The organism is Rugamonas apoptosis, from assembly GCF_014042355.1.
In the GTDB taxonomy this organism is placed as follows: domain Bacteria; phylum Pseudomonadota; class Gammaproteobacteria; order Burkholderiales; family Burkholderiaceae_D; genus Rugamonas; species Rugamonas apoptosis.
Genome location: NZ_JACEZU010000014.1, coordinates 39,628 through 66,131 on the forward strand (window position 1 = coordinate 39,628; position 26,504 = coordinate 66,131).

The window sequence follows — 26,504 nt, forward strand, 5'->3', positions numbered from 1 at the left end:
TAACGCATAGGCTGCTACGCCCGCTTTGGGGTGCGTAACCTGCCGATGGTCAGACATGTTCTGTCTGTCAAGTCTGAACTAGTACCCCTGAGCGGCGCCAGCTCCCGGCATGGAAACCATTAGACGATTTGCAGCTCCAGTCGTTTGCCCAGGCATCCCAACGCCTGGGCTACCTTGTCGATCTTGGTCGCATGGTGCAAATCCATCATACGGTTGACCACCTGCGGAATCGTGCCCAGCCGGCGTGCCAGTTCGGATGGGCCGACCTTTTACAACAACATTTCATTTAACAGCAGAACCTTTGCCGCTACGCTGGCGGGCAGGGCAACCATGCGTTCGCCTGGCAGAGGCTGAGATGGTGCGGGCACGGGGCGCTTGTCCTCGAAATAAAAGTCCATGGCGGATACAAGCGCGTCTTCCGCCATTGTCATTGCTTCGACGTCGTCGTCGCCCTGGGTGATTGCCTCGGGAATGTCCCGGAAGGTGACGACATAGCCGCCCGCGTCGTGATCCGGCTCAAACTTGGCAGGGTATCGCATCGTAGTTCCTTGTCATGTGGTGCAAATGCCGGCATGTCATTGCGGGTCGCTTCACTTCAGTTTGAGTTGCTTCTTGACGCTGTTCAACGTTTATTCGAGTGCCTGCCCGAAGCGGAAGCTCGACACGGCCAGCGCCCCAAAGAACGCCTCTTCGTGATACGGCATGGCAGCCGCTTCCTGCTCGGCCGCGCCCAGCGCCACCATCAACGGCAGCAGATGTTCCTCGCGCGGGTGCGCCAGGCGCGCGGCCGGCGCTAACTCCCATTGCAGCAATTGGGCCGTGCGTTCGGCCGGCGGCAGCGCCATGGTGGCGCGCAGCCAGGCGTCGAACTGGTGCGAGGCCGCCGCGCCCTGTGCGTTGAAGGCGCGCAGGTTGTGGTAACTGAGGCCGCTGCCCACGATCAAAATCCCTTCCTCGCGCAGCGGCGCCAGCGCCCGTCCCGCCTCCACGTGGGCGAGCGGATCGAGGCCATGCCGCAGCGACAGCTGGACGATGGGCACGTCCGCCTGCGGATACACGGGATACAGCGCACTGAAGGTGCCGTGGTCGAAGCCGCGCTCCGTATCAAGCGCCGTGGCGTGGCCCGCGCCGTCGAGCAGCGCTTTCACGCGCGCGGCCAGTTCCGGCGAACCGGGCGCGTCGTATTTCACCTCGTAGGTGTGGGCCGGGAAACCGTAATAATCGTAGATCATGGGCGGCCGCGCGCTGGCGGACACGGTGAACTCGCGCGTCTCCCAGTGCGCCGTCACCACCAGCACGGCCTTGGGCGTGGTGCCCAACTGACGCGGAATATCGCGCAGCGACGCTTCCAGCGCGTCGTAGGTGTTGCCGAATTCAGCTTTCATGAACGGCCAGGGGCCGCCGCCGTGGGACAGGAAATAGGTGGGTAAGGCAGGGTGCGACATGGTCAGTCTCCAGACTAGGTAAGCCTTCACTATATGCTTGAGTACTCAAGTATTCAATCGTGTGGAGCTGGATGGTCCATTCAGCTTTTGTTAACGATCAGCGCTCCGGTCATGGGGGCGGGTATAATGCCGGGGTTTTGGTGCCCGCGCGCGTGACCACGTGCGCAGTTAAACGGGAAACACGAGGCCGCTCCCAGCGATCACGGCCAAGGTGTGCTGCCCCCGCAACGGTAAACAAGCGCCGACCGCCACGCGCGGCCGGCAGGCTGGCTCAAGGACCACTATGCGCGACGATGCGCGCGTAGGAAGGTGGGCCAGTCCGACTTGCAAGCCCGGATACCGGCCAGACAGGTGGATGAGCGTTGCGCCCAGGGCGCCGGCGCGCCATCCGGTTTATTCCGGCTTGCGGGGACGCAGGCGGATGCCTTTTCAAAAAAGATCTGACATGCAAATCACCGTTACCCGCCGCCTGCCGGCGTCGCAGCCGCTTGTGTTGGCCGCTGCCGTTTCCCTCTGCTTCGTGGCCGCCGCACCTGCGCTGGCGCAAACCACCGTGGGCCAGTCGCTGGCGCCCATCGTCATCACGGGCGCCCGTTTCGACGCCACCGCCGGCATGGCGCCGATTGGCGCCACCGTCATCACGGCTGATGAGATCCGCCGCGCCGGCGTCACCGACGTCAACGCCGCGATCCGCAAGATCGGCGGCGTGTACGGCCGCAACAGCCTTGACGGCAGCCCGGACTTCGGCCTGGACCTGCGCGGCTTCGGCACCAACTCCATCCAGAACCTGGTGGTGGTGGTGGACGGTGTGCGCGTGTCCGAGAGCGAACTGTCCAACGTGATCCTGTCCAGCATTCCCGTCGATACGGTGGAGCGCATCGAGATCAGCCGCGGCGGCGCCAGTGTGCTGTATGGTGAAGGCGCGACCGGTGGCGTGATCAATATCGTCACCAAGCATCCGACTGCGCGCGGCACCGGCGGCAGCATGACGGCCGAAGTGGGCCAGTTCCGCGAGCGTGAATTGCGCGGCACCGTGCACCAGGCCTGGGATGGTTTTGCCGCCGACGGCGCCGTCGACCTGCGCCACAACGACAACTACCGCGCCAACAACAACTACAAGCAGGTTGACGTGAGCGCCGGCGCCCAGTGGTTCAGCAAGGAAGGCCGCATGGGCTTCCGCTACGAGGGCGCGCGCGAAGACATGCGCTTCGCCGGTTCGCTCAGCCAGGCGCAGTTCGACGCCAACCCGCGCCAGACCATGACGCCGAACGACTTCGGCTCGCTCGACAGCGACCGCCTCACCGGCTTCATCACGCGCCGCATCGGCAACCTGGACCTGGCGGCCGAACTGTCGCACCGTGAGAAGACGGCCAAGTCGACCTACGTCTATTCCTTCGGCCCGTCCGCAGCGGAATACACCAGCAAGCAGACCCAGTTCTCGCCCCGCCTGCGCCAACTGGGCGAAGTGGCGGGCCTGACCAACGAACTGGTGGCCGGCCTGGACCTGATGCGCTGGAACCGCGTGACCAACGCCTCGTTCTCGCAGGCTGACGCGACCCAGCGTTCCAAGGCCATTTACGTACGCGACGAGATCAAGTTCGATCCCGCCCATAACGGCCGCCTGGCCGCCGGCGTGCGCCGCGAATTGTTCGACAAGGACTTCAGCGATCCGCTGGCGTTCCCCGTCGGCCAGTACAACACCTCGCAGGGCTTGAACGCATGGGAGCTGCAAGGCAGCTACGCCGTGCTGCCGGCGCTGGAAGCCTTCGCCAAGGCTGGCCAGAGCTACCGCGTGGCCAACTCGGATGAAAACGCTTACGTACCGACGGCCAATCATCCGCTCAATGCGCAAACCTCGCACGACCTGGAACTGGGCGCCAGCTACGGCGACGCCCAGCGCAAGGTCACTGCCCGCATCTTCCGCAGCAACCTGACCAACGAGATCTTCTTCGACCCGACCCTGAACGGTGGCTACGGCTTCAACACCAATCTGGCGCCCACCCGCCGCGAGGGCTTCGAACTCGACGGCGAAGCGCGCGTGGCGCCTGACTGGACCGTCATCGGCCACTACCAGCACGTCAAGGCCACCTTCCGCGAAGGTGTGAACGCCGGCCACGAGATGGTGCTGGTACCGAAGAATATCGTGACGGTGCGCCTGGCCTGGACCCCGGCCAGCGGCCAGAGCGCCGACATCGGCGCCCAGTGGGTGGACCAGCAGCGCTTCGGTGATGACTTCCGTAACGACTGCTCGTCGCAGATGCCATCCTTCACCACCTTCGACGCGCGCTATGCCCGCAAACTGGGCCAGTGGGAACTGTCCGTCGCCGGCCTGAACCTGGCGGACAAGCACTACTACTCGCAAGCGTTCCAGTGCCGTGGCGGTATCTACCCCAGCGATGGCCGCCAACTGAAGGTCGCCGCGCGCTACGACTTCTAAGCGCAGCCAGTCAGCGCCGGATGCCCACGCATCCGGCGTTTTTTTCATCATCGGATAACCGCCATGCACTTCCCACCCCGAACCCTGGCCTGCACGCTGGCGCTGCTGTGCACTCCGCTGCACGCGGCCATCACCGTGCGCGACGACGCCGGCAACGCCGTCACGCTGGCGCGTCCCGCCCAGCGCGTGATCGCCATGGCGCCCCACATCACCGAGCTGCTGTTCGCGGCCGGCGGTGGCGAGCGCGTGGTGGGCGCCATGAATTTCAGCGACTACCCGCCGGCCGCCAGGCGCGTGCCGCAGGTGGGCAGCAACGAGCAGATCGACATGGAACGCATCCTGGCGCTCAAGCCCGATTTGCTGGTGGTGTGGAAAAGCGGGAACACGGCACGCCAGCTGGAGCAGTTGAAAAGCCTGGGCGTGCCCATGTTCTACAGCGAACCGCAAAAGCTGGACGAAGTGGCCACCAGCCTGACCCGCCTGGGCCAGTTGCTGGGCACGGAGGCGGCCGCGCAAGCCGCCGCACGCGACTACCGCGCCCGCATCGCCGCGCTGTCGTCGGCCTACGCGCGGCGCCCGCCGGTGCGGGTGTTCTACCAGATCTGGGACAAACCGCTGTTCACCCTCAACGGCGACCATATCGCCAGCGACGTGATGCGCCTGTGCGGCGGCCAGAACGTGTTCGCCGCGCAGAAGGTGGTGGCGCCGTCCGTCAGCACCGAGGCCGTGTTGCAGGAAAATCCCGAAGCCATCATCGGCAGCGAGCGGGCCGGCCAGCCGGACGCCGGCATCTACCTGTGGAAGCAATACCCCGGCATGCAGGCCGTCAAACGGGGCAACCTGTTCGCGCTCGACGGCGAAATGCTGACCCGCGCCACCCCGCGCATCGCCGACGCGGCAACCCAGTTGTGTGAAAAATTGGAAACGGCGCGCCGCCACCGGCCTTAGGACGGGCTTAATTCAGGCGCGAAGCACCGTTTTTTGCGCGCCGGCCCCAAAATGGCCGGCAAAAAGTGGTAATCTCCCGGCGTTCGCTACTCATTCATGAAGGATCGTTATGCGCTTACTGCGTCTCCTGCTTGCTTCCGTCGCCTTTGTGGCATCCGCTTCCGGCGCCTATGCCGCCGATTTCAAGAGCGGCGTCGATTACATGACGCTCGATACCCCGGTGCGCGCCGACACCGGCAAAAAAGTGGAAGTGGTGGAAGTGTTCATGTACCACTGCCCGCACTGCAACGCGCTCGACCCCGTGCTCAACGAGTGGGTCAAGAAGCAGGGCGACAAGATCGTGTTCCGCCGCCTGCACATGGCGCCCAACGTCACCGAGCCGCAGGCGCACGCCTTCGCCACGCTGGAAGCGATGAACGCGCTGGGCAATGGCCTGCACGAAAAAATCTTCCACGCCATCCATGTGGAGCATAATCGTCTGAATACGGACCAGGGCCTGCTCGATTTCGTGACGAAAAACGGCGTGGACAAGGCCAAGTACCTGGAATTTTTCAACTCCTTCGCGGTCCAAACCAAGATGAAGCGGTCGATGCAACTGGTGAACGAGTATAAGCTCGACAGCGCGCCCAGCCTAGTGATCGACGGCCATTACACCACCTCGCCAGCGCTGGCAGGTCACGGCCAGCCTAACGTGCCGGCCGCGCACGCGGCGCTGTTCCAGGTGATGGACATGCTGGTCGCCAAGACCAGCGCGGAGAAAGCAGCCAAGAAATAAAATGGAAGAAAACGAAGTAGAAAAAGGCGTGATGAAGATGTACAGGGAGTCCGAGCCGGACATTAACACCCTGTACGAATACAGCTACATCAACCACATCGCGTGGAGCACCCTGTTGATCGCGATCGGCCTGATCGTGTGGCTCACGATCGCGCTCAGCAACGCGGAGAATCAACGCAACGCGCTGATCAACCGGCAGTGCGCCGATCCTGTCTTCAAGGGCGAGATCGACACCAAGTGCCTGAAGACGGTGCACTCGCGCGAACACTGGTGGCAGCATGTGGCTTACGCCTTGCGTCACGTAAAACCTGAGTAGAACCTGGAGTCGGCCACGATGAAAGAAGTTTTGCTCGTCACCGGCAGCGGCCGGGGGATAGGCGCGGCCACGGCGCTGCTGGCCAGCCAGCGCGGCTACGCCGTCTGCATCAACTACCGTTCCGACGCCGGCGCGGCCGAAGCGCTGCGTGATCGCATCGTGGCCGCCGGTGGCCAGGCGATCGCCGTGCAGGCCGACGTGGCCGTGGAGGCGGACGTGCAGCGCCTGTTCGCCACCATCGATGCCCAATTGGGACCGATCACGGCGCTGGTCAACAACGTTGGGGTGCTCGAGAAGCAGTGCAAGCTGACGGAGATGTCGGTCGAGCGGCTGCATCGCGTGTTCACCACCAATGTCATCAGCTACTTCCTGTGCTGCAAGGAGGCTGTGCTGCGCATGTCCACTGCGCGCGGCGGGCAGGGCGGACGCATCGTCAATGTCTCGTCGGGTGCGTCGCGGGTCGGCTCGCCCAACGTCTACATCGATTACGCCGCCTCCAAGGGCGCCGTCGATACGCTGACGCTGGGTTTGTCCAAGGAAGTGGCGGCCGAAGGCATCCGCGTCAACTGCGTGCGGCCCGGATTGATTCATACGGAAATCCACGCCAGTGGCGGTGATCCCGGCCGCGTCGAGCGCATGGCCGCCACCGTGCCCATGCAGCGCGGCGGCCAGCCGGAGGAAGTGGCCGAGGCTATCCTGTGGCTGCTCAGCCCGCAGTCGTCCTACGTCAGCGGCACCTTCATCGACGCCGCTGGCGCGCGCTGATCTTCAAATAAAACAGGGAAGTGCTTCAAGCGCCGGGCCGATTATCAAGTTGGCCCGGCGCGCTCAGAATGCGGTTCGTGCGCTGTGCACTAGACCCAATCTTTGCGAGGAGCTGCCGATGTCCCATTCCCACCTTTCCCTATCCCGCACGTTCGCCGGCCTGCTGTGCGCCGCGCCGCTGGCTGCCATGGCCGCTACGGCTGACGTGACGCCTCTGACCACCGTGAGCCCTGTGACCGCTGTGGCCACGGCGGCTGCCGTGGCCGGCGTGGCTGACATGGCCCATCCTGCCGCCGCGTTGCCCGCACCGGCCCGCGTGTTCAGTGCCGCCGCCACGCCCGAACTGGAGGCCGTGATGCTGGCCGCGCGCCGCTACGCCGCGTTCTGGAACAGTGGTGATCCAGCCTACGCGCGACAGGCGCTGGCACCAGACTTCACCGATCGCACCTTGCCGGAAGGGCGGGAGCAGGGGACCGCCGGCCCCTTGCAGGCGTCGCGCAACTTCCGGGCCGCCGTGCCCGACCTGTCAGCGGAAGTGACGGACATGGTGGCGGCGGGTGACCGGGTGGTGGTGCGTCTGCATTTCACGGGTCATTTCACGGGCCAGTTCGGGCAGATCAAAGGCCAGGGACAAGCCATCGACTTCCAGGCGTTCGACCTGTACCGCATAGCCGATGGCCGTATCGCCGATAACTGGCACCTGGAGGACAATCTGGCGCTGCTGCGCCAAATGGGCGTGATTCGTCCTTGAATGATTCTTTACGGATTGCCGGGGACGTGCTTTTGTGCCCGGCGCTTGCGGCGGGCGCCTCTTCCGGCACCATGCTTGCGCTGGTCTCCATCAGTATGCGCAATCGCCGCCACGCCGGGTGGGCGCGCCGCCTTTTTCTTCGGCTTGGGCTGGGGATCGCGCGCGCGCTTCGCACGGCTTGCCGGCACCGGATGGGGCGGCGTGGCGAGATTGGCTGTCTGCGCTTCGCCACCGAACAGGCGAGCGATCGCTGCGCTCTGCTGGACCCGGCAAACATCAGCAAGCAACCATTGCTCACTGCCGGGAAAGCGCAACCAGATGACCTTCCACGCGTTGCGGTTGCCGCTCCCTTGGCGGTTGGCGAAGCCGGACGGCGAGACGGCTTGCCCGTCGCACTGGATGCCGTCCTCCACAACGACCGCGAAGCTGGGCTTGCCGCCGAAACTGGCGCGCAGCCGGGTTCCAGCCGGAAGAAACAGCTGCTTCCATTGATATCCGGCCGTATCCGGGGCCGGCTGCTGCTGCCGCTTTGCCGACGCCGGCTTGATGAAGGCGTGGATAGCCTCGACGATGATCGCTTCCAACGCGGGGTCCGACCACCAGTGACCGGAGTGATCTCCCAGTTCTTCCAGCACTTCGGCGGGCAAACGGACCAGCTTTTCGTAGACAGTCATGGTGGTGCTCCCGGAAAGGGCGGTTTTCTAAACGCAGCTAATCCCCACGGGGGGCCACTGCAACGCACTATCGCCTACTAAAATGGCCGTTGCGGCAACACTATTTTTCGCTAAACGGCTATATATTGATTAGAGGCGTCTCGTGCGTTTTAGTTCCACTATGCGCTACTAATCAGATCGGAATCGTGGCGGCTATCGCGATCTATCCGCGAATCGCGCAATTTAGTAAATCCGGAAAAAAATGAGGACCACCCTGCGTCCCGCTTTTGCAACTATCGGAGTAGCCGCGTCAGCACCTGGATTTTTCGCACTTCCGTGAAGATGCTCAAGTTTTTATCTGGCCGAAGCGGTCTTGCAAAAAATCGGCCAGCAGCGCGACGCGCGGCGGCTGGAAGCGGTGACGGTGGTACAGCAGGTTGAGGGGAGCACCGTCGGTGAAGTATTCGTCGAGTACTGTGCGCAGGCGGCCGGCGCGCAGGTCATCGCCAATGTCGAGGAGGGACTTCCACGCAAAACCCTGGCCGCTCACGGCCCATTTGCGCACCACTTCACCGTCATTGCTTTGCAGGTAGCGCCGCACGCGCACGCATGCGGCGCGGCGCTTGCCGCCAACGGTATCGGTGTAGCGCCAGTCGTGCATGGGACCATGCGCCGTCGCCAGTACGATGGCGGGTAGATCGGCCAGTTGCGCCGGCGTCGCCGGCACGCCGCAGCGGTCCAGCAGGGCCGGTGCGGCGCACACCACGCGCCGGCTGGCCGCCAGTGGACGCGCCACCATGTCGCTGTCGGGTAGTTGGCCGTAGCGGATGGCCAGGTCGATATCGTCGCGCACCAGATCGGCCGGCGTATCGCTCAACGTCAGTGCGTACAGCAGCGCCGGATGCCGGGTGCGGAATTGCTCCAGCATGGGCAGCAGCAGATTGCGTCCCAGGTCGGATGGCGCCGAGATCCGCACCGTGCCGCGCACCGCGTCACCGCCCGCGCGCAGGCCCGCTTCGGCCTCCGTCATCAGCGCCAGTGCCTGCTCGCTGAAGTGACGGTACATCTGGCCTTCCTCGGTCAGGCGCAGGCGCCGCGTGGTGCGTTCGAACAGTTTCGTTTGCAGCGACGCTTCCAGGCGCTGCATGGCAGCGCTGGCGGCGGCCGGCGACAGGCCCTGGCAGCGCCCGGCGGCGGAAAAGCTGCCCAACCGGGCGGCGTCGAGAAACAGCCGGATGGCGCCGAAGCGCTCCATGCCGCCCGTGTAGTGGATGTCGTTCATGTTGCTCCCGTGCGAGTGCGCCATTCTACCCACGAATGCCAACCCAGCTCAGGGAGAGATGCCGATTGAGCGATGGCGACGCCCGGCCGACTGGCGTGGCAACTGTCGCATTCTTGCCGCATTGTCATGGAAGTGCCATAAAATCATCATAGCGCGGTCACATTTGGTGCGTAGGGTTGCACGTTTTACCAACGTGTAACTTACATTTTTATAGTGACCGACCCCATGACCTCGAACCGCGCTTTCCCCCGCACCAAGCTCGCCTCCCTCGTCGCTCTCGCCCTCGTGCACATGGGCGCTTCCGCCGCCGATAACATGCCCGATGCCGACGGTGCCGCCGCCGCTGCCGCCGCCGGCGCAACCGCCACCGCGACCGTGGTGGTGTCGGCCAAGGCCGGCGCCTACCGTGCCGATGAAACGGCCAAGGGTTCGGCGTCGTTCGTCGCGCCCACCCAGGCCAGCTTGCAGGCGAGCGAGCCGCAATCGATCATCACGCGCGAATTCATCGAGCTGTCGGTGGCGCCCACGGCCGAATATAGCCGCATCGTCAATATTGCGCCCAGCATGTCGGGCGATTCGGCCAATGGCCCCGGCCTGTCCGAAACCAAGACCACCATGCGCGGCTTTGGCGACGACCAGTACAACATCACCTTCGACGGCATCCCCTGGGGCGACACCAATAACCCGGCCCACCATTCGACCTCGTTCTTCCCCGGTTCCGTGATCGGCGGCGCGGTGGTGGAGCGGGGCCCTGGCACGGCCGGCAATTTCGGCTACGCGACGTTCGGCGGCTCGATCAACCTGTATTCGAAGGAGCCCTCCAAGACGCAGAGCGCGAGCCTGTTCGGCTCCGTCGGCACCTGGGGCACGGCGCTCGTTGGCGGCGCGTTCGAAAGCGGCCGCCTGCGCGACTATGGTAACGCCACCGTGCAACTGAACTACCAGCACCTCAAGTCGGACGGCTACCTGACGGGCAACAGCATCAAGAGCGACAACTACTTCATCAAGTTCCAGCGCACCATAGGCGCCGACACGCTGGCGACCGTGGTGGCCACCGATAACGAGATCAAGTACGTCCAGCCGGACAATTCGAAGGGGCCGACGCTGGCGCAGATCGCCAAATTCGGCAAGAACTACAGCCTGAACGACGACCCCACCAGCTTCAATTACACGGGCTTCAACCACACCAGCAAACATACGGACTTCAGCTACCTGCGGCTGGAAACCAGCTGGGGCGACGGCGTGAACTCGGATAACCAGCTCTACACCTACGCCTACGACAACCAGACCATCGCGTCCACCGATCCGACCGGCGCCACGCTGCCCGGGACCAAGGCCGGCGCCCCCGGCAACAAGGACATTCCCGGCATCGACAAGCAGAACAAATACCGCGCCTATGGCGACATTTTCAAGCTGAGCAAACAGTTCGGCAACAGCACCGGACGCGCCGGCTTCTGGTACGAGTATTCGGATACGGACCGCCACCAGTACGACCTGGACCTGACGCTGAACCTGCGCGACCCACGCGAGACCAAGCCCGCACCGGTGGCCTTCCCCAGCGTGCTGTTCGACCAGCAGTCCACCATCCGCAACTTCCAGCCCTTCGTCGAATTTGAATGGGCCGCCACCGACAGCCTGACCGTGACGCCGGGCGTGAAGGCGGTGCACATCACGCGCGCGGTGGACGCGGACGTGAACCAGTCCACGCGCCTGCCGCAGCACACCTCCGTCGATTACAAGGCCACGCTGCCGTTCCTGACGGCCAACCAGCGCATCGGCGCGGACCTGGCCGTGTACGCCCAATATGCGAAGGGCTTCCAGATCCCGGACCTGAAGTCGTTCTATCTCGCCGACCCGACCCGCAACAGCAGCGATCCCCAGCTGTCCACCAACTACCAGCTGGGCGTGGTGGGCAAGCGGGATGTGCTGACGTGGGATGTGGATTTGTACCGCATCGACTTCACCAACAAGTACGTGTCGAACGGGCTCGGTGGCACGGCGGCCGCTTACGTCAACTTGGGCGGCGTCACCTATAAAGGCGTGGAAGGCCAGTTGACCTGGGCCGTGGGCAATGGCCTGGCACTGTACGCGAACGGCTCGTCCAACAAGGCCACCGCCAACGACACCGGCAAGACCATCTCCGGTTCGCCCGACATGACGGCCGCCCTGGGCGCGCTGTACAACGCCGGCCCGTGGTCGGCATCGCTGATCTACAAGCGCACCGGCGAAGTCCGCCAGGCCGACTACGATCCCGCCAAGCCGGCCGCCTACGACCAGTACCTGACCCCGGCCTACGGCAATATGGACCTGAGTGTGGCTTACCGTTTCCAGAACCCGGGCGCCGGCATCAAGACGCTCAAGCTGCAGTTCAACGTGTTCAACCTGCTCAACCGCCAGGAGTTCGTCTCCATCTCGCCGGGCAAGACGGCGGCTTTCGACCAGTACATCAGCCAGGCGCCGCGCAGCGTCCAGCTGTCGGCCAAGGCTGATTTTTAAAAGGCCAGGCTTAACTGGTGCGGTGGTTGGGCTGCGCTTGCGCCGGCGCCGGGTGGGCGCCGATCACCACCGTGCAGGTGGTGCCGGCCACCAGTTCCAGCCCTTGCGGCACCTGGTCGATGTGGATGCGTACCGGCACCCGCTGCGCCAGCCGCACCCAGTTGAAGGTCGGATTGACGTCGGCCAGCAGTTCGTGGCCGGTGCCGGCGTCCCGGTCGGTGATGCCGTGCGCGACGCTTTCGATGTGGCCGCGCAGCGGGGTGTCGCCGCTCAGCATGCGCATCTCGACCGGGTCGTTGGGCCGCAGCAGCGGCAATTTGGTTTCCTCGAAATAGCCCACCACGTAGAACGAGGCGCGGTCGATCACGGCCAGCTTGGGCGCGCCCACGGCGGCGAAATCGCCCGTGTGCACGTTCAGGTTGGTGACATAGCCCGTCACGGGCGCGCGCACCACGGTGCGTTCCAGATTCAGTTGCGCCAGCCCGCGCGCGGCCTGCGCCGCCTGGTATTGTGCGGTGGCCGTGCCGGCCGCCGCTTCCGCCGTCTCGCGGTTCTCGGCCGAGACGACCGCGCTGTCGAGTCCCGCGCGGCGGTGTGCTTCCTGCACGCGCCGGCCTTTTTCCACCTGCTGCGAGGCCAGTACGGCGCTGGCTTGCTCCAGCGCGCTGCGGTAGCGGGCCGGATCGACCACGAACAGCACCTCGCCCTGGCGCACCAGCTGGTTGTCCCGCACCCGCACTTCCGTCACGGTGCCGGCCACGTCGGCGCTGATGTTGATCACGTCGGCCTTGACCCGGCCGTCGCGGGTCCAGGCCGATTCCATGTAGTGGTCCCAGGCCAGGTGGCCGGTCCAGATGGCGCCGGCCAGCAGCAGCGCGGTCAGGGCGAAGCGAAACAGTTTGGATGCGCTCAAGGCGGTTCTCCCAGCGAAAAGTAAGGTAGGGCGGTTTATTGGTACAGCGCGACGATCAGCGCGCCGAAGATGCAGACCAGCAGGCAAAGCCGCACCAGCGCGGGGTGCCACGCTTGCCGGTACAGGCCCACATGGCCCAGCACGCGGTCCAGCACACCTTGCAGCAGCAGGCTGGCGATGAACAAGGGCAGCAGGGTCGGCATCAGCACACCGAAAATGGCGATCTCACGCGGCATGGTTGGTGTCTCCTGGTACTTGCGGCATCTGGTCCAGCAAGGAGGTGTAAATGGAATGCAGGTCCGTCAGCGCCGTGCGCAGGCGCACCTGGCGCGCCGGTGTGGCCTCGGCCAGCGCTTCGCGGATGGGCGGGCCGGCTTGCAGCACGGCGTATTGCACGGCTGCGCTGCTGGCGCGGTTGGGCGCGCGGAAGTAGGCGGCCAACTGGTCCACGCACAATGCCAGCGCATTGCGCACCGGGCCCGCTTCGCTGGCGGCGATCAGCTGGCGCATCTCGATCACGGAATGGCCCAGCTCCAGCAAGGTCAAGCCCTGGCGCACGACGGCGCGCGCGGGCGCACCGGGCGCGGGGCCGGCGGCGGCGTTCAGTTGGCTCAGTAAATCGCGCACGCGGTGGTCGAAGCGGTGCTTGCGGCGGAACAGCGCGCCCTTGCAGATGGCCAGCGCCTCGCGCCACAGGGCGGCGGCGATGTGGTCCTTCTGGCCCATGGTGTGCTCCGGCAGCAGCACGGCGAAGATGGCCCAGGCCAGCGCCACACCCACCGGCATCGCCAGCGTGTTGCTGAGGAAGGCGGCGCCGTCATACTGCATCTGGTTGAGCGGCGCGATCACCTGGGCGGCGAACATGGTCAGGCCCAGGCCCACGCCGGCGCGCTTGGGATCGGTGGTCAGGTAGCTGCCCAGCGCGAACACGGGCAGGGCGGCCAGCACCAGCATGGGGTAGCCGCTGGCGCGCACCACCAGCAGGTATTCGCACAGGAACGACAGCGGCCACGCCAGCAGGAAGCCGGCCATCACCTGCCGTATCATCGCCACCGGCCGCGGCGAGGACGAGGCCAGCGCGCAGAAGATGGCCGTCATGATGATGGCCCCGGCGGCATAGGGCCAGGCCAGCCAGTACCACAGCGTGGCGCCGGCCAGCAGCGCGCCGGCCGCGCGCACGCCGCTGGCCAGCACGATGCCGGTTGGCGTGCGCGGGCTGTAGGCGACCGGGTCGCTGACTTGCATCTGGCGTTGCTGGGTCAGGCCGTGGTAGAGAGCGGCGAAGGCGCCGATGTCGCGCACGAAGCGGTCCAGCAGTTCCAGCGCCGTATCGAACGCGATTCGCTGCGCGCGTTCGGGCTTGAGCAGTGCCGCCTGTGCCTGTGCCTGGGCCGCCTGCCGCGCCAGCGTGGCGCGCACATGCTCCATGCGCGCGCCGGACAGGTCCTCGCGCAAGGCCGCAGCCACCGTGGCGTGCAGCGGTTCGATCAGCGCCAGCACAGGCGAAGGCGGGTGGGCGCGCAGCCGGCGCAGCAAACGGTGCAAGGTGTAGCAGGTGGTGAGCGCCGACATGAAGGCGTTGTTGAAGGCGTGCAGTTGGCGCGTGTGGGCGCGGGCATGGGCCGCTTCGAAAAAGGCGGCGGCGCGGCCCGATTCCAGCGCGGCGATGTCGGCCGCGAAGCGCAGGTGGTGCAGCTCGATCTGGGCCGGCGACAGGCTGTGTTCCAGCGTCTGCTGGCAGAAGGCGATGAAGCTGTCGTAGCGGGCCTGCACGGTGCGCATCACCTGGCGCGACTGGTGGCGGGGGAACAGCACGTCGTGCACCACGGCCGCGCAGATCACGCCCAGCCCCACTTCCGTCACGCGGGTAACGGCCAGGGTGAACACGGTGGTGGGATGGTCGATGGCCGGCACGGCGATCATGCAGGCCGTGTAGCCGGCCAGCACGAAGCTGTACGATTGCTGGTTGCGGTGCATGGCCGCGCCGGCCGTGCACAAGCCTATCCACAGCGCCAGCGCCAGGAACAGCGCCACCGGTTGTTGCGGGAAGATGGCCACGATCAGCAGCGCGCTGGTGCAGCCGACCAGGGTACCCAACAGGCGGTAGAAGGCTTTTTCCAGCACCATGCCGCTGCTGGGCAGGGCCAGGATGAAGGTGGTGGTCATCGCCGTGTTGGGCGAATCGAGGCCGAGACGGAACGCCAGCCACAGCGCGGAGAAGGCGGCCAGCATGGCCTTGGCGACGAAGATCCAGCGCTCGCCTTCGCTGGCGCGCCAGTCGCGCAGCTGATGGATCAAGCTCGCCGCCAGTTTTTTTCCCGCTCTGCTGGCCGGGTGGGGAAGGTCGGTGGCGGGAGCGGGGATCATGGTGGCGATGTCAGGTTATGTGTGTTTTTCTAAATTGTTCAACTGTCGCTTGAACAGGGCTTCAAGTTGCGCCACTTCTTCCGGGCTGTAACCGTCGTAGGCGCGGGTGGTCGATTGCCACACTTCGGGCAGCACTTTCGATACCAGCTCGCGGCCGGCGTCGGTCAGCGCGATCATCACGCAGCGCCGGTCGCCGGGGCGGTTGCCGCGCGTGATCAGGCCCTGGGCTTCCAGGTCGTTGCACACGCGCGTCAGGTTGGCCGGTTTTTCCATGCAGGCTTCGCCCAGCGTGGAGGCGGTCGACATCTCGTCGTCCGAGCCGTACAGCACGGCCAGCACCATGTAGCTGGCGTCCACCAGCTCATACTTGCGCAGCGCGGCGTTGGTCAAATCCTTCATCCGTTTCTGGATGTGGTACGTCATGCGCATCAGGCGCATCAAGTCTTCCGGGAAGTCCGGCACGCGGGCATGGATGTTTTTCAGGCGCTTTTTAGTCGCTTCAAAACTGCTCATTGCCTACTCCTCTGCGAATTCGAAAGGCTTGATTGTACTATCGAAGCGTCACGGCAAATCCAGTTTCACGCCCCCGCCTAACGCGGCCATCAATTCGGCGTAATTGTCCAGCTGGCGGCTGGCCACCTGCGCCACTTGCCGCTGTTCCTGCAGCAGCGCGATGCGGGCGCCTATCTCGTTGGCCTGGTCCGTCAGGCCGGCGCGCCACGCCTGTTCGGCCAGCCGGTGCGCCTGCCGGGCCGAGGCCAGCGCCTGCCGGTTCAGGCGGGCCTGTTCCTGCTCGGCGCGGTCGCGGGTGACGGCGTTGGCCACTTCTTCCAGCGCGTGCAGCACGGTGGCGTTGTACTGCTCGACGGCGCCGTCGTAGACCGCGCTCTGGCCGGCCAGCTGGCTGCGCAAGCGGCCCCCTTCGAACACGGGCAGGCTGATGGCCGGCGCGATGCCGCGCATGGCCGATCCGGCTTCCAGCAGGTGGCCAAAGCCCAGCGCCTGCACGCCCGCGAACGCGGTCAGGTTGATGTTCGGGTAGAACGCCGCCTTGGCCACGTTGATGCGCTGCGCCGCCGCTTCCACCCGCCAGCGCTGGGCTGCGATGTCGGGCCGGCGGCCCAGCAGTTCGGCTGGCAGTTCAGCCGGTAATGCGATCGGTAATGCGGCAGCTGACACGCCGGCCGATGCTGCTGTGGCCGGCAATGTCTGGCCTTGCTCCGGGGCCAGGATCAGCCTGGGCCGGGCGATCGACTCGCCGTCGCCCGGTCCCTTGCCGATCAGTGCCGCCAACTGGTTGCGCAGCAGGGCGATGGTGGTGCCGATCTGCTCCTGCTCGCGCCGGCCAGCGGGCAGCGTTGTTTCAATACTGGTCACGTCGATGGCGCTGGCCAGGCCGGCCGCCTGGCGCCGCCGCGTGAGGTCGAGCAGGCGTTCGCGCTGCGCCAGCGTGGCCGCCGCGCTGTCCTCCAGCGTGTAGTTCAGCGCCAACTGGATGTAGGCGCGCACGATGGCCGATTCCAGCGCCAGCCGCGCCATCTGCGTTTCAGCCGACGCCAGTTGCACGTCGCCCAGCGCGGCGGCCAGCGCCGCGTGGTCGCGGCCCCACAGGTCCAGGTCATAGGAGCCAGACAGGATGGCCGTGTTGTTCCACGCGTAGTTGCCTGCCAGCGGAGGCGGCACCATGGCGTGCGCCGAGAACAGCTCGCGCTGGGCGCTGGCGGCGGCATCCACCCGGGGCAGGGTCGCCGCCTCGGTGATGCCGGCCAGCGCGCGCGCCTGGCGCACGCGGGCCTGGGCCGCGTGCAGGCTGGGGTTGTCGGCCAGCGCGCTGGCCATCAAGCGATTCAGCTGCGGGTCTTGCAGCGCTTCCCACCACTGCTCCTGCGGCCACGCCGCATGCGCCATGGCGCCCTTGATCGCCGCACCCGCGTTGACGCTGGTGGCGTCAAGCTTGTGGGCCTGGGGCGCGATGCCGCCCATGTCAGCGCAGGCCGCGAGGGTCAGCGCCAGGGTGGCGGCGGCGGCGATACGGATCGCTTGCATGATGGCGTGGTGGGCAGGGCGCGATTACTTGGCGAAGTGCTTGCGGGTCTGGGCCACGTCGAAATCGGCTTCCGTTTCAGGGATGGTGCCGTTCTTGCGGGCTTCCAGCAGTTCGGCGATGACCTGGGCGCGGGTCAGGCCGGTGGCGGCGGGACGTGCGGCGGCGACAGCGGCGACGGCGGTATTGGCTTGCGCGGCTTGTGCGCTCACGGCGGCGGTGGCGGCGGGCGCGGTGGCCTGCTGCGTGGTGGGCGAGCCGGTCTGGGCGTAGGCGCCGGCGGTGGCGAAGGAAGCGGCGATGGCGAGGGCGACGGTGATGCGTTGTTTGGCGTTCATGGTGATTCTCCTGAGTGAGGCAAGCGTCGGCGGCGCCGGCGGGCTTGCGATATGTGGCGCTACTGACATGCAGGCCGGATGCCACTGACCGGTCGCCCAAGCGTTACAGCAAGCTGCTGAGTTCCTTTGCTTTCTGCATTTGCTTCATTGAGGTAAATTATAGTCGTGAATATTACATTTGTAAATTAAATGTGACTATCGCTCTCATAGGGATAGTTGATGGGGTGAAACGGAGAGGGAGATGCCGGCGCGAGCGGCCGGCGGCGGCTGGGGAGGGCGCCGGTAGAACTGGGACGTCAGAACCTGGGACGCCGGAATGCGGGACGTAACACGGGTGACGGCATCGTGTTACGTCCCGATTTCCCAGGTGGCTAGCGGGCGTTGCTTAGCGGTGGCTGGACGACCCGGCCCACAGGTTGATGCCGCCTTCCTGTGCGCAGGCGTCGATGGCGGCCAGTTCCTCGGCGCTGAACTGGAGGTTCTGCAGCGCCGCCACGTTCTCGCGGATCTGCGCGCTGTTGCTGGCGCCGATCAGGGTGGAGGTGATGCGGGCGTCGCGCAGCACCCAGGCCAGCGCCATCTGGGCCAGCGTCTGGCCGCGCGCGGCGGCGATGTCGTTCAGCGCGCGCACCCGGGCCAGGTTTTCCGGGCTCAGATGGGATGTTTGCAGGGAGCCGCCGCCGGGCCGGTTGATGCGGGCGTCGGCCGGCACGCCGTTCAGGTATTTGTCGCTCAATATGCCCTGGGCCAGCGCCGTGAACGTGATGCAGCCTATGCCTTCGCGGCCCAGCGTGTCGAGCAAGCCTTCCGTCTCGATCCAGCGGTTCAGCATGTTGTAGGACGGCTGGTGGATCAGGCATGGCACCTTCCATTCGGCCAGCAGGCGCGCCGCCTCGGCCGTCTTCTCGGCCGAATAGGACGACACGCCCACGTACAGCGCCTTGCCCTGTTGGACCGCCGTGGCCAGCGCGCCCATGGTTTCCTCCAGCGGTGTGTCCGGATCGAAGCGGTGCGAATAGAAGATGTCCACGTAGTCCAGCCCCATGCGCTTCAGGCTCTGGTCCAGGCTGGCCAGCACGTATTTGCGCGAGCCGCCGCCCTGGCCGTAGGGACCGGGCCACATATCCCAGCCGGCCTTGGTGGAGATGATCAGCTCATCGCGGTAGGGCCGGAAGTCTTCGCGGAAGTGGTGGCCGAAATTGGTTTCGGCCGTGCCGTAGGGCGGGCCGTAATTGTTGGCCAGGTCGAAGTGGGTGATGCCCAGGTCGAAAGCCGTGCGCAGCATGTCGCGCTGGGTGGCCAGCGGCGTGGTGTCGCCGAAGTTGTGCCACAGGCCGAGCGACATCAGGGGCAGTTTCAGGCCGCTGCGGCCGCAGCTGCGGTACTGCATGGCCTCGTAGCGGTGGCGGGATGCGTGGTAGGTCATGGCGTCGATTCCGTTGGTTGTTCGTGATGTCGATTATAGACAGGGCTGGCGGCGGGCGTCGTCCGGCCACACCGCTCATTCCCGCCGATATGCAGACTGTCGCCGCTATCGCCGTTGTATCGCAATTGCGGCGCGCGCCGCGCCGCTGTTTGACATGATTGCCTTCCTGTTAATAGTGAGCATGCCATGTTCAGACTCTCCTTTACCATGACCCTGCGCGACTGGCGCGCCGGTGAACTGCGCTTCCTGCTGCTGGCGTTGACGCTGTCGGTGGCGGCGCTGTCGACCGTGAATTTTTTCGTGGACCGCCTGCGCACCGGCCTGGAACGCGACGCGCACCAGATGCTGGCCGCGGACCTGGAACTGGAATCAGACCAGCCGCTGGACGGCGCCTGGCTGGCCGAAGCGCAGCGCCGCGGCTTGCACCACGCCGACACCGTCTCCTTATTCACCATGGCCGTGGCAGGCGAGGGTGAGCAGGCCACGTCGACGCTGGTGGCGCTGAAAAGCGTGAGCGAAACCTACCCCTTGCGCGGGCGCCTGCGTGTGCGGCTGCAGGAAAGTGACGCCGTCAGCGAAACGCCGCCCGCGCCCGGCACCGTGTGGGTGGATGCCACGCTGCTGGCGAGCCTTCGGCTGCATGTCGGCTCGGTGCTGAGCGTCGGTGAGCGCAGCCTGACCGTGGCCCAGGTGCTGACGGCCGAACCGGATGCCGGTGTCGCCTTCCTGGCGCTGGCGCCGCGCGTGATGATGGCCAACGCCGACCTGGCCGCCACCGGGTTGCTGCAAGCGCACGCCATCGCCAACTACCGATTGCTGCTGGCGGGATCGGCGCAGCAGGTGAGTGGTTACGAGCGCTGGGCCAGGGACCGCATGGCGGCCGCTCCCATCAAGAGCGTGGCGTTGAACAGCTTCGCATCGAAGCGCGGTGACGCCAGCGAGACGCTCGATCAAACCCGGCAATTCCTGTCGCTGGCCAGCCTGCTCACGGCATTGCTGGCGGCGCTGGCCGTGGCGCTGGCCGCGCGCCGTTTCGTGCGGCGCCACCTGGACGCCTGCGCCATGCTGCGCTGCCTGGGCCTGACCCAGGCCCGCTTGACGTGCTTATTCGCGCTGGAATTCCTGCTGCTGGGCCTGGCCGCCGGCGCGGCCGGCGTGGCCATCGGCTACGGCAGCCATTTCGCGCTGGTGAACTGGCTGGGCCAACTGGCGCCGGCCGGCCTGCCGCCGCCTGGCTGGGCGCCCGCGCTGCAAGGCATGGCGGCCAGCCTGATACTGCTGCTGGGCTTCGCGCTGCCACCCGTGCTTCAGCTGCGCAACGTGCCGCAATTGCGGCTGCTGCGGCGGGACACGGCGCCACCCCAGGCCAGCGCGCTGGGCGGCTACGTGCTGGGATTGGCCATGTTCGGCAGCCTGCTGGCATGGCAGACGGGCGATGTGATGCTGGCGCTGGTCGCGGGCGGTGCGTTCGTGGTGGGCGGCGCGGCGTTCGCCTTGTTGGCCTGGCTGGGACTGGCGCTGCTCAAGCGCTCGCGCGGCGCATTCGTACATGCGGCCTGGCGACTGGCCGTCACCGACATGACGCGCCAGCCCGGCGCCACCGTGTTGCAGGTGACGGCGCTGGCGCTGGGCCTGACGGCGCTGCTGCTGTTGACGGTGGTGCGCGCCGATTTACTGGCGGCGTGGATGGGGGCCACCCCGGTCGGCGCGCCCAATCAGTTTGTCATTAATATCCAGCCCGACCAGCGGGACGCGATCGACGCGCGGCTGCGCGGTTACGGCGCGCCGCAACAGCAGGCACAGACCCGCGCACGGCTGCTGCGCATCAACGGCCGCGACGCGCTGGAAGTGGCTGCTGGCGGCACGGAGGGCGCCAAGGACAGCCCCAAGGACAACGCCAAGAACAACGCCAAGGACAGCGGCAAGCGCGGCCCCTCGCGCGGCGTGCGCGAAATGCTGGCGCGCGAAATCGACATCGGCCACGCGGCCACGCTGCCGTCCTCCGACAAGCTCACTGCCGGCAACTGGTACGGCGGCGAGACGGCTGGCATGCCGGCCATTTCCATCGAGGAGAACATGGCCGCCGATCTCAAGCTCAAGCTGGGCGACACCTTGCAGTTCGATGTGGCGGGCCAGGCACTGCAAGCGCGCGTGTCCAACCTGCGCAAGGTGGACTGGCGCGCGCACCAGATCGGGAACCTGCTGCTGATGCACCCCTCGGCCATGCGTGGCTTGCCCGCCACCTGGGCCGTGGCCGTCCACGTGCCGGCCGACGACCTGCTGTTCGGCACCCGGCTGGCGCGTGACTTTCCCAACCTGACCGTGGTCGACCTGCGCGCCATCCTGCGCCAGGTGCAGCGCATGCTGGCGCAGGCCGTGGCGGCGGTGCAGTTCCTGTTCGCGTTCACGCTGGCAGCCGGTGTGCTGGTCTTGTACGCCGCGCTGGCCGGATCGCACGACCTGCGCGCGCGCCAGGCGGCGCTGCTGCGCGCCCTGGGCGCCACGCGCGGGCGGCTGGCGCAGGCGCAATGGATAGAACACCTGCTCACCGGCGCCCTGGCCGGCCTGCTGGCCGCTGCCAGCGCCACGCTGGCCAGTTGGGCGCTGTCGCGCTACAGCTTCCACCTGGCCTGGAGCTGGTCGCCGTTGCTGCTGGCCGTAGGTATGGCCACCGGCGCCGCGTGCGCGTTGGCCGGCGGCTGGCTGGGATTGCGCAATGTGTTGAACCAGCCGCCGTTGCTGGGCCTTCGATCCAACTAGCTCACTTTGGGAGACAAATAATGACAACCATGGAATTCGCCCGCGCCGCCGCCGCGCAAGCCCTGCATCCGGCCATCGCCGTGCGGGGATTGAGCAAGACCGTGACGGATGCCGGTGGCGCGCTCACCATCCTGCATGCCGTCGACTTTACCGTGCTGCCCGGCGAAACTGTCGCCATCGTGGGCGCCTCCGGCTCCGGCAAGTCCACCTTGCTGGGATTGCTGGCGGGACTGGACCTGCCCACGGACGGCACGGTTGAACTGCAACAGACCGACATCTTCGCGCTGGATGAAGACGGCCGCGCCCAGTTCCGACAACGCCATGTGGGCTTTGTGTTCCAGTCCTTCCAGTTGCTGCCTCATTTGACGGCGCTGGAGAACGTGATGCTGCCGCTGGAGCTGCGTGGCGACCGCCAGGCGCGCGTCAAGGCCGAACGCGTGCTGGAACGGGTAGGGCTGGCGGCGCGGCTGCGCCACTATCCGCGCTACCTGTCGGGCGGGGAACAGCAGCGTGTGGCGCTGGCACGCGCCTTCGTGTGCGAGCCGCCGCTGCTGCTGGCCGACGAACCGACCGGCAGCCTGGATGCGGCCAGCGGCGAAGCGGTGATGGAACTGATGTTCGAATTGAACCGCGAGCACGGCTCCACGCTGGTGCTGGTCACCCACGATATGGCGATCGCGGCCCGCTGCGGCCGCACTTTGCACATGCGCGCCGGCCGCCTGGCCTGCGCCGTACAACCATGAAAGGACGAACGATGCGATTGATGATGACGGTGCTGTCCACTGTACTGGCACAGGGGCTGTACTGCCAGGCGGCGCGGGCCGATGGCCTGGCCGACCTGAAATCGGCGCTGACGCGCTTGCAGGATCAGGCCCCATTGAAGGCCACGCTCGAAACGAAGACGTGGCGCCGCCTGGGCGAAGGCAAGGATGCGGAGGAAACCCAGGGGCAAGCCAGCGTGGGCATCGAGGATGGCGCGCGCGGCATGCATCTGGCGTACGGTAAGGATATCCTGGCGCGCATGGATGCGGAATCGCTGGCGCAGGCGCGCAACCCCAACGCCCGCACGCCGACGCTGAACGCGGCGCGCGAGTTCAGCCCGACCGATTTACGGCCCATGATCTCGGCCGCCAGCAGCCTGTCGCGTGTACTGGAGAAGGCGGCATGGAAGGGCGAGCAGGCCGACACCTGCCAGGGCAAACCGGCACGCCTGCTGACGTTCGACGTGGCGATCGACACGCTGAGCGACCGCGACCGCAAATACGTGAAGGAATTCGACGGCCACTTGTATGTGTGGATAGCGGATGACGGCACGCCGCTGGCCAGCCGCATGATCCAGAACGAATCGGGCCGCGCCTTCATCGTGATCCGGTTCGAGGCCAGGCAGGAGGAGCAGCACGTGTACGCCCAGGTGGGCGACCGCCTGGTCACCGTGCGCAAGGAAAGCTACAACCGCGCGGCCGGCGCGGGGGAGCGCGACGAAAGCCGCGTGATCAAGACCTTGCACCTGCAGTCCTGAACCGGCAGTCCTGAAAACGACAAGGGCCGCGTTCCGGAGAACGCGGCCCTAGATACGCATGGGGCGGCCGCGCAGGGCGGCCGCCCGTCACCGTCGCGATTAAGCGAAGTTGGCGGCGGCGAAGTCCCAGTTAGCCAGGGCGAAGAACGTTTCCACGTATTTCGCGCGCAGGTTACGGTAGTCGATGTAGTAAGCGTGTTCCCACAGGTCGCAGGTCAGCAGGGCTTTGTCGGCGGTGGTCAGCGGGGTGGCGGCGTTGGAGGTGTTGACGATGTCGACCGAACCGTCGGCCTTCTTCACCAGCCAGGTCCAGCTCGAACCGAAGTTGCCCACGCAGGACTTGGTGAATTCTTCCTTGAACTTGTCGAACGAGCCCCACTTGGCGTTGATGGCGTCGGCCAGCGCGCCGCTGGGTGCGCCTTTGCCGGCTGGGGTCAGGCTGTTCCAGTAGAAGGTGTGGTTCCAGATCTGGGCCGCGTTGTTGAACACGCCGCCGGACGATTTCTTGACGATCTCTTCGAGCGACAGGTTCTCGAACTCGGTGCCCTTGATCAGGTTGTTCAGGTTGGTGACATACGCTTGATGGTGCTTACCATAGTGGTATTCCAGCGTTTCCTTGGAAATGTGGGGCGCCAGGGCGTCCATAGCATATGGCAGTGCGGGCAGGGTATGTTCCATGTTTTTTATTCCTTGGTGGATTGAGACGGGAGGTGATTTTTGCTGAAACGTTCACCATTGTAAAGCGGATGTCGCATCGTTGCAGGAATGCGTGGGATTGCTGCGACTCAAGAAAGACACTACTATAAATATGGTTATTCAGCCTGGAACCGGCCGCGGCATATAATCGCCACAGCCAACGCGGCCGGACGGCGGGCGCGGCGGGATCTCGAAGGAATCACATGCAACAGGATGGTTTTTCGCACTTTAGCAACGGTCCGCGCCTGCTGGCCGATATCGGCGGCACCAGCGCCAGTTTTGCGCTGGAGACGGCGCCCCAGCAGATTGAAGCCGTCTGGGAAGCGCAATGCGCCGACTTTCCCACCCTGGGCGCGGCCATCGTCCGCTTCCTGGCGCAACCGGCCACGGTGGCGGCGGGCGGCTATCAGGCCCGCTACGCCGGCATCGCCATCGCCAATCCGATCGACGGCGACTGGGTCACCATGACCAACCACCACTGGTCGTTCTCGGTGGAGGCGGTCAGTTCCCAGTTCAGCCTGAAATCGCTGGTGGTGGTGAATGACTTCACGGCCCTGGCCAGCGCCTTGCCCTATCTGGCGCCGGAACACAAACGCCAGATCGGCGGCGGCGTGGCGCGTGCGGGCGCCACCATCGGCCTGGTGGGGCCGGACGCGGGCCTGGGCGTATCGGGGCTGGTGCCGGCCGGCGACCGCTGGATCGCCATCGACAGCGAAGGCGGGCACGGTACCTTCGCCCCCATGAACGAGCGCGAGATCGACATCCTGCGCTACGCACTGCGCCACCATCACCACGTTTCGAGCGAACGGCTGGTATCGGGCATCGGCATCGCGCTGGCCTACCGGGCGCTGGCGGAGCGGGCCGGGGTGGCGGCCGACGACATCGGCACGGCCGAGATCATGGCACGCGGCCTGCGCGGCAGCTGCCCCGTGTGCGTGGAAACGCTGGAGGCGTTCTGCGAAATGCTGGGCACCGTGGCCGGCAACGTGGCGCTCACGCTGGGCGCCAAAGGCGGCATCTATATAGGCGGGCGCATCGTGCCGCAGATGCGCGAGTTCTTCGAACAGTCGGGCTTCCGTGCCCGCTTCGAGGACAAGGGACGCTTCACCGACTACCTGTCCCACATCCCCACCTTCATCCTGACGGAAAAATACCCGGCGCTGATCGGCATGTCGGCCATGCTGTCGGCCGGCTGAGCGGCCGCCGCGGTCTATTCCAGCGTCGGTTGGACTGACGCGATCCCCACTTCCGCGCTGCCTTCGGCCAGCCGCAGCGTCACCGTGGCGCGCGGCTGGAGCTGGGCGGGCGAGCGCAATACGGCGCCTTTGGCGTCCGTCACGATGGCGTAGCCCCGTTCCAGCGTGCGCTGGGGATTGAGCAGTTCCAGCTGCGCCGCCAGCGCGCCCAGACCATCGCGCCGCTGCCCCAGCTGGGTGGCGATGCCGATCGCGGCCCGGTGCCGCAGCCCGTCCAGTTGCACGCGTGCGCCCGACACATCCGGCTTGCGGGCCGCCAGCCGGCCGCCCAGGCGGTCCAGGTTGAAGCGCGCCTGCGTCACCGGGGCGCGGGTGGCGTGCGTCATGGCCGTCGACAGCGCCAGCAGTTTCAAGCGCTGCTGGCGGATCTGGGCGGCGGGGCTGAGCAGGCGGCGCGCGTGCTGGTCCAGCGTTTGCGCCGCGTCGCCCAGCGTGCGGCGCATGGCGCGCCGCAAATCGATGGCGTCCGCCCGCAGCGACGCGATCCAGTCCGCGCGTGGCGTGGCCGCCAGCTCGGCCGCCGCCGTCGGCGTGGCCGCGCGCACGTCGGCGGCGAAATCGCAGATCGTGAAATCCGTCTCGTGGCCCACGCCGGAAATCACGGGCATGGCGCAATTGGCCACCGCGTACGCCACCGCTTCCTCGTTGAACGACCATAAGTCCTCAATGCTGCCGCCGCCCCGGCACACGATCAACACATCGCATTCGGCCCGCTGCGAGGCGGTGGCGATGGCGGCGGCGATCCTGTCGCCGGCGCCCTGGCCCTGCACCGGCGTGGGATAGATCACCACCCGCACATGGGGCGCGCGGCGCCGCAGCGCGGTCAGCACGTCGCGCAGCGCCGCCGCCTGCGGGCTGGTGACGATGCCGATGGTGCGCGCGAACATGGGCACGGCGCGCTTGCGGTCCTGGTCGAACAGGCCGGCCGAGGCCAGCTTTTCCTTCAGCCGTAAAAACGCCTCGAACAGCGATCCGACGCCAGCGCGCCGGATCGCTTCCACATTGATCTGGTAATCGCCGCGCGCACCGTAGAGGGTGACGAGGGCGCGTACTTCCACCTTGTCGCCTTCGCGCGGAATGAAGCCGGCATATTGGGCCCGGCCCCGGAACATCACGGCACGCACCTGGGCCGCGTCATCCTTGAGCGTGAAATACCAGTGGCCGGAACTGGCGCGCGTGAAATTCGATACTTCGCCGGCGATCCAGGTGAGCGGGAACGAGCGTTCCAGCAGGCGCGCCACGGCCTGGTTGAGGGCGGTGACCGTCATCACGGGCTGGGCGGGAGTGGTATCGAGGCTGTCTTGGGTGTGCATAGCG

The 26,504-nt window shown here is 66.2% G+C and carries 23 protein-coding genes, 1 pseudogene and 1 riboswitch; of the genes and pseudogenes, 11 read left to right on the top strand and 13 right to left on the bottom strand.

The window, feature by feature from the left end; all coding sequences use genetic code 11:
- Positions 1–119: 119 nt before the first annotated feature.
- Together H3H39_RS23550 and H3H39_RS23555 are read right to left on the bottom strand one after the other, a co-directional pair.
- Positions 120–539: pseudogene (locus H3H39_RS23550) on the bottom strand (type II toxin-antitoxin system HicB family antitoxin).
- A gap of 90 nt (positions 540–629) precedes the next feature.
- Positions 630–1,445, bottom strand: a complete 816-nt coding sequence (locus tag H3H39_RS23555; RefSeq protein ID WP_182156829.1) for a DODA-type extradiol aromatic ring-opening family dioxygenase — start codon at positions 1,443–1,445, stop codon at positions 630–632.
- A 121-nt stretch (positions 1,446–1,566) separates the two neighbouring features.
- Positions 1,567–1,807, top strand: a riboswitch (cobalamin riboswitch).
- An 83-nt stretch (positions 1,808–1,890) separates the two neighbouring features.
- Here H3H39_RS23555 and H3H39_RS23560 point away from each other — a divergent pair.
- The 6 genes from H3H39_RS23560 to H3H39_RS23585 all read left to right on the top strand — a co-directional run bounded on the left by H3H39_RS23560 (position 1,891) and on the right by H3H39_RS23585 (position 7,437).
- Positions 1,891–3,882: a TonB-dependent receptor gene (locus H3H39_RS23560; protein ID WP_182156830.1), complete on the top strand. Its 1,992-nt coding sequence runs from the start codon at positions 1,891–1,893 to the stop codon at positions 3,880–3,882.
- Positions 3,883–3,945: 63 nt separating this feature from the next.
- The gene (locus H3H39_RS23565) at positions 3,946–4,830 is read left to right on the top strand and encodes a cobalamin-binding protein (RefSeq protein ID WP_182156831.1); all 885 of its coding nucleotides are present in this window, start codon (positions 3,946–3,948) and stop codon (positions 4,828–4,830) included.
- Positions 4,831–4,939: 109 nt separating this feature from the next.
- On the top strand, positions 4,940–5,605 hold the full coding sequence (locus tag H3H39_RS23570) for a thiol:disulfide interchange protein DsbA/DsbL (protein WP_182156832.1): 666 nt from the start codon (positions 4,940–4,942) through the stop codon (positions 5,603–5,605).
- A gap of 1 nt (position 5,606) precedes the next feature.
- Positions 5,607–5,921 (top strand): hypothetical protein, encoded by a 315-nt coding sequence (locus tag H3H39_RS23575; protein WP_182156833.1) that lies wholly within the window; start codon positions 5,607–5,609, stop codon positions 5,919–5,921.
- 18 nt (positions 5,922–5,939) lie between these two features.
- Complete coding sequence (locus H3H39_RS23580; protein ID WP_182156834.1) at positions 5,940–6,686, top strand: SDR family oxidoreductase; 747 nt, start codon at positions 5,940–5,942, stop codon at positions 6,684–6,686.
- A 187-nt stretch (positions 6,687–6,873) separates the two neighbouring features.
- The gene (locus H3H39_RS23585; RefSeq protein WP_182156956.1) at positions 6,874–7,437 is read left to right on the top strand and encodes an ester cyclase; all 564 of its coding nucleotides are present in this window, start codon (positions 6,874–6,876) and stop codon (positions 7,435–7,437) included.
- 8 nt (positions 7,438–7,445) lie between these two features.
- Here H3H39_RS23585 and H3H39_RS23590 read toward each other — a convergent pair whose 3' ends face one another.
- Entirely contained in the window at positions 7,446–8,111 is a 666-nt protein-coding gene (locus H3H39_RS23590; RefSeq protein ID WP_182156835.1) for a hypothetical protein, read from the bottom strand.
- 325 nt (positions 8,112–8,436) lie between these two features.
- Positions 8,437–9,372: a LysR family transcriptional regulator gene (locus H3H39_RS23595; RefSeq protein ID WP_229218218.1), complete on the bottom strand. Its 936-nt coding sequence runs from the start codon at positions 9,370–9,372 to the stop codon at positions 8,437–8,439.
- 225 nt (positions 9,373–9,597) lie between these two features.
- Here H3H39_RS23595 and H3H39_RS23600 point away from each other — a divergent pair, with 225 nt between their 5' ends.
- Positions 9,598–11,868: a TonB-dependent receptor gene (locus H3H39_RS23600; RefSeq protein WP_182156836.1), complete on the top strand. Its 2,271-nt coding sequence runs from the start codon at positions 9,598–9,600 to the stop codon at positions 11,866–11,868.
- A 10-nt stretch (positions 11,869–11,878) separates the two neighbouring features.
- Here the strand turns inward: H3H39_RS23600 and H3H39_RS23605 are convergent, their stop codons facing one another.
- From H3H39_RS23605 to mgrA, 7 genes are all read right to left on the bottom strand, one after another.
- A complete protein-coding gene (locus H3H39_RS23605; RefSeq protein WP_182156837.1) occupies positions 11,879–12,781 on the bottom strand; it encodes an efflux RND transporter periplasmic adaptor subunit in 903 nt (300 codons plus the stop codon).
- A 35-nt stretch (positions 12,782–12,816) separates the two neighbouring features.
- Positions 12,817–13,017 (bottom strand): DUF1656 domain-containing protein, encoded by a 201-nt coding sequence (locus H3H39_RS23610; RefSeq protein WP_182156838.1) that lies wholly within the window; start codon positions 13,015–13,017, stop codon positions 12,817–12,819.
- Positions 13,007–15,079, bottom strand: coding sequence for an FUSC family protein (locus H3H39_RS23615; protein WP_229218219.1), 2,073 nt, complete (start codon positions 15,077–15,079; stop codon positions 13,007–13,009). The genes H3H39_RS23610 and H3H39_RS23615 overlap by 11 nt, the downstream gene beginning before the upstream one ends.
- 84 nt (positions 15,080–15,163) lie before the next feature.
- Positions 15,164–15,661: a MarR family winged helix-turn-helix transcriptional regulator gene (locus H3H39_RS23620; protein WP_182156840.1), complete on the bottom strand. Its 498-nt coding sequence runs from the start codon at positions 15,659–15,661 to the stop codon at positions 15,164–15,166.
- Between the two features lie 48 nt (positions 15,662–15,709).
- On the bottom strand, positions 15,710–17,194 hold the full coding sequence (locus H3H39_RS23625; RefSeq protein WP_182156841.1) for an efflux transporter outer membrane subunit: 1,485 nt from the start codon (positions 17,192–17,194) through the stop codon (positions 15,710–15,712).
- Between the two features lie 24 nt (positions 17,195–17,218).
- Entirely contained in the window at positions 17,219–17,530 is a 312-nt protein-coding gene (locus H3H39_RS23630) for a DUF4148 domain-containing protein (RefSeq protein WP_182156842.1), read from the bottom strand.
- Between the two features lie 385 nt (positions 17,531–17,915).
- Entirely contained in the window at positions 17,916–18,956 is a 1,041-nt protein-coding gene (gene mgrA, locus H3H39_RS23635; RefSeq protein ID WP_182156843.1) for an L-glyceraldehyde 3-phosphate reductase, read from the bottom strand.
- A gap of 186 nt (positions 18,957–19,142) precedes the next feature.
- On the opposite strand from mgrA, the gene H3H39_RS23640 reads away from it, so the two are divergent.
- From H3H39_RS23640 to H3H39_RS23650, 3 genes are read left to right on the top strand one after another with little or no spacing between them, the layout of a single operon-like run.
- A complete protein-coding gene (locus H3H39_RS23640) occupies positions 19,143–21,716 on the top strand; it encodes an ABC transporter permease (protein WP_182156844.1) in 2,574 nt (857 codons plus the stop codon).
- A gap of 29 nt (positions 21,717–21,745) precedes the next feature.
- A complete protein-coding gene (locus H3H39_RS23645) occupies positions 21,746–22,459 on the top strand; it encodes an ABC transporter ATP-binding protein (RefSeq protein ID WP_182156958.1) in 714 nt (237 codons plus the stop codon).
- An 11-nt stretch (positions 22,460–22,470) separates the two neighbouring features.
- Entirely contained in the window at positions 22,471–23,235 is a 765-nt protein-coding gene (locus tag H3H39_RS23650) for a hypothetical protein (RefSeq protein ID WP_229218220.1), read from the top strand.
- Positions 23,236–23,334: 99 nt separating this feature from the next.
- On the opposite strand, the gene sodB is transcribed toward H3H39_RS23650, so the two are convergent.
- Entirely contained in the window at positions 23,335–23,913 is a 579-nt protein-coding gene (sodB, locus tag H3H39_RS23655) for a superoxide dismutase [Fe] (RefSeq protein ID WP_182156845.1), read from the bottom strand.
- A gap of 221 nt (positions 23,914–24,134) precedes the next feature.
- On the opposite strand from sodB, the gene H3H39_RS23660 reads away from it, so the two are divergent.
- Entirely contained in the window at positions 24,135–25,127 is a 993-nt protein-coding gene (locus H3H39_RS23660; RefSeq protein ID WP_182156846.1) for a glucokinase, read from the top strand.
- 14 nt (positions 25,128–25,141) lie between these two features.
- On the opposite strand, the gene xseA is transcribed toward H3H39_RS23660, so the two are convergent.
- Positions 25,142–26,500, bottom strand: coding sequence for an exodeoxyribonuclease VII large subunit (gene xseA / locus H3H39_RS23665; RefSeq protein WP_182156847.1), 1,359 nt, complete (start codon positions 26,498–26,500; stop codon positions 25,142–25,144).
- Between the last annotated feature and the right edge of the window lie 4 nt (positions 26,501–26,504).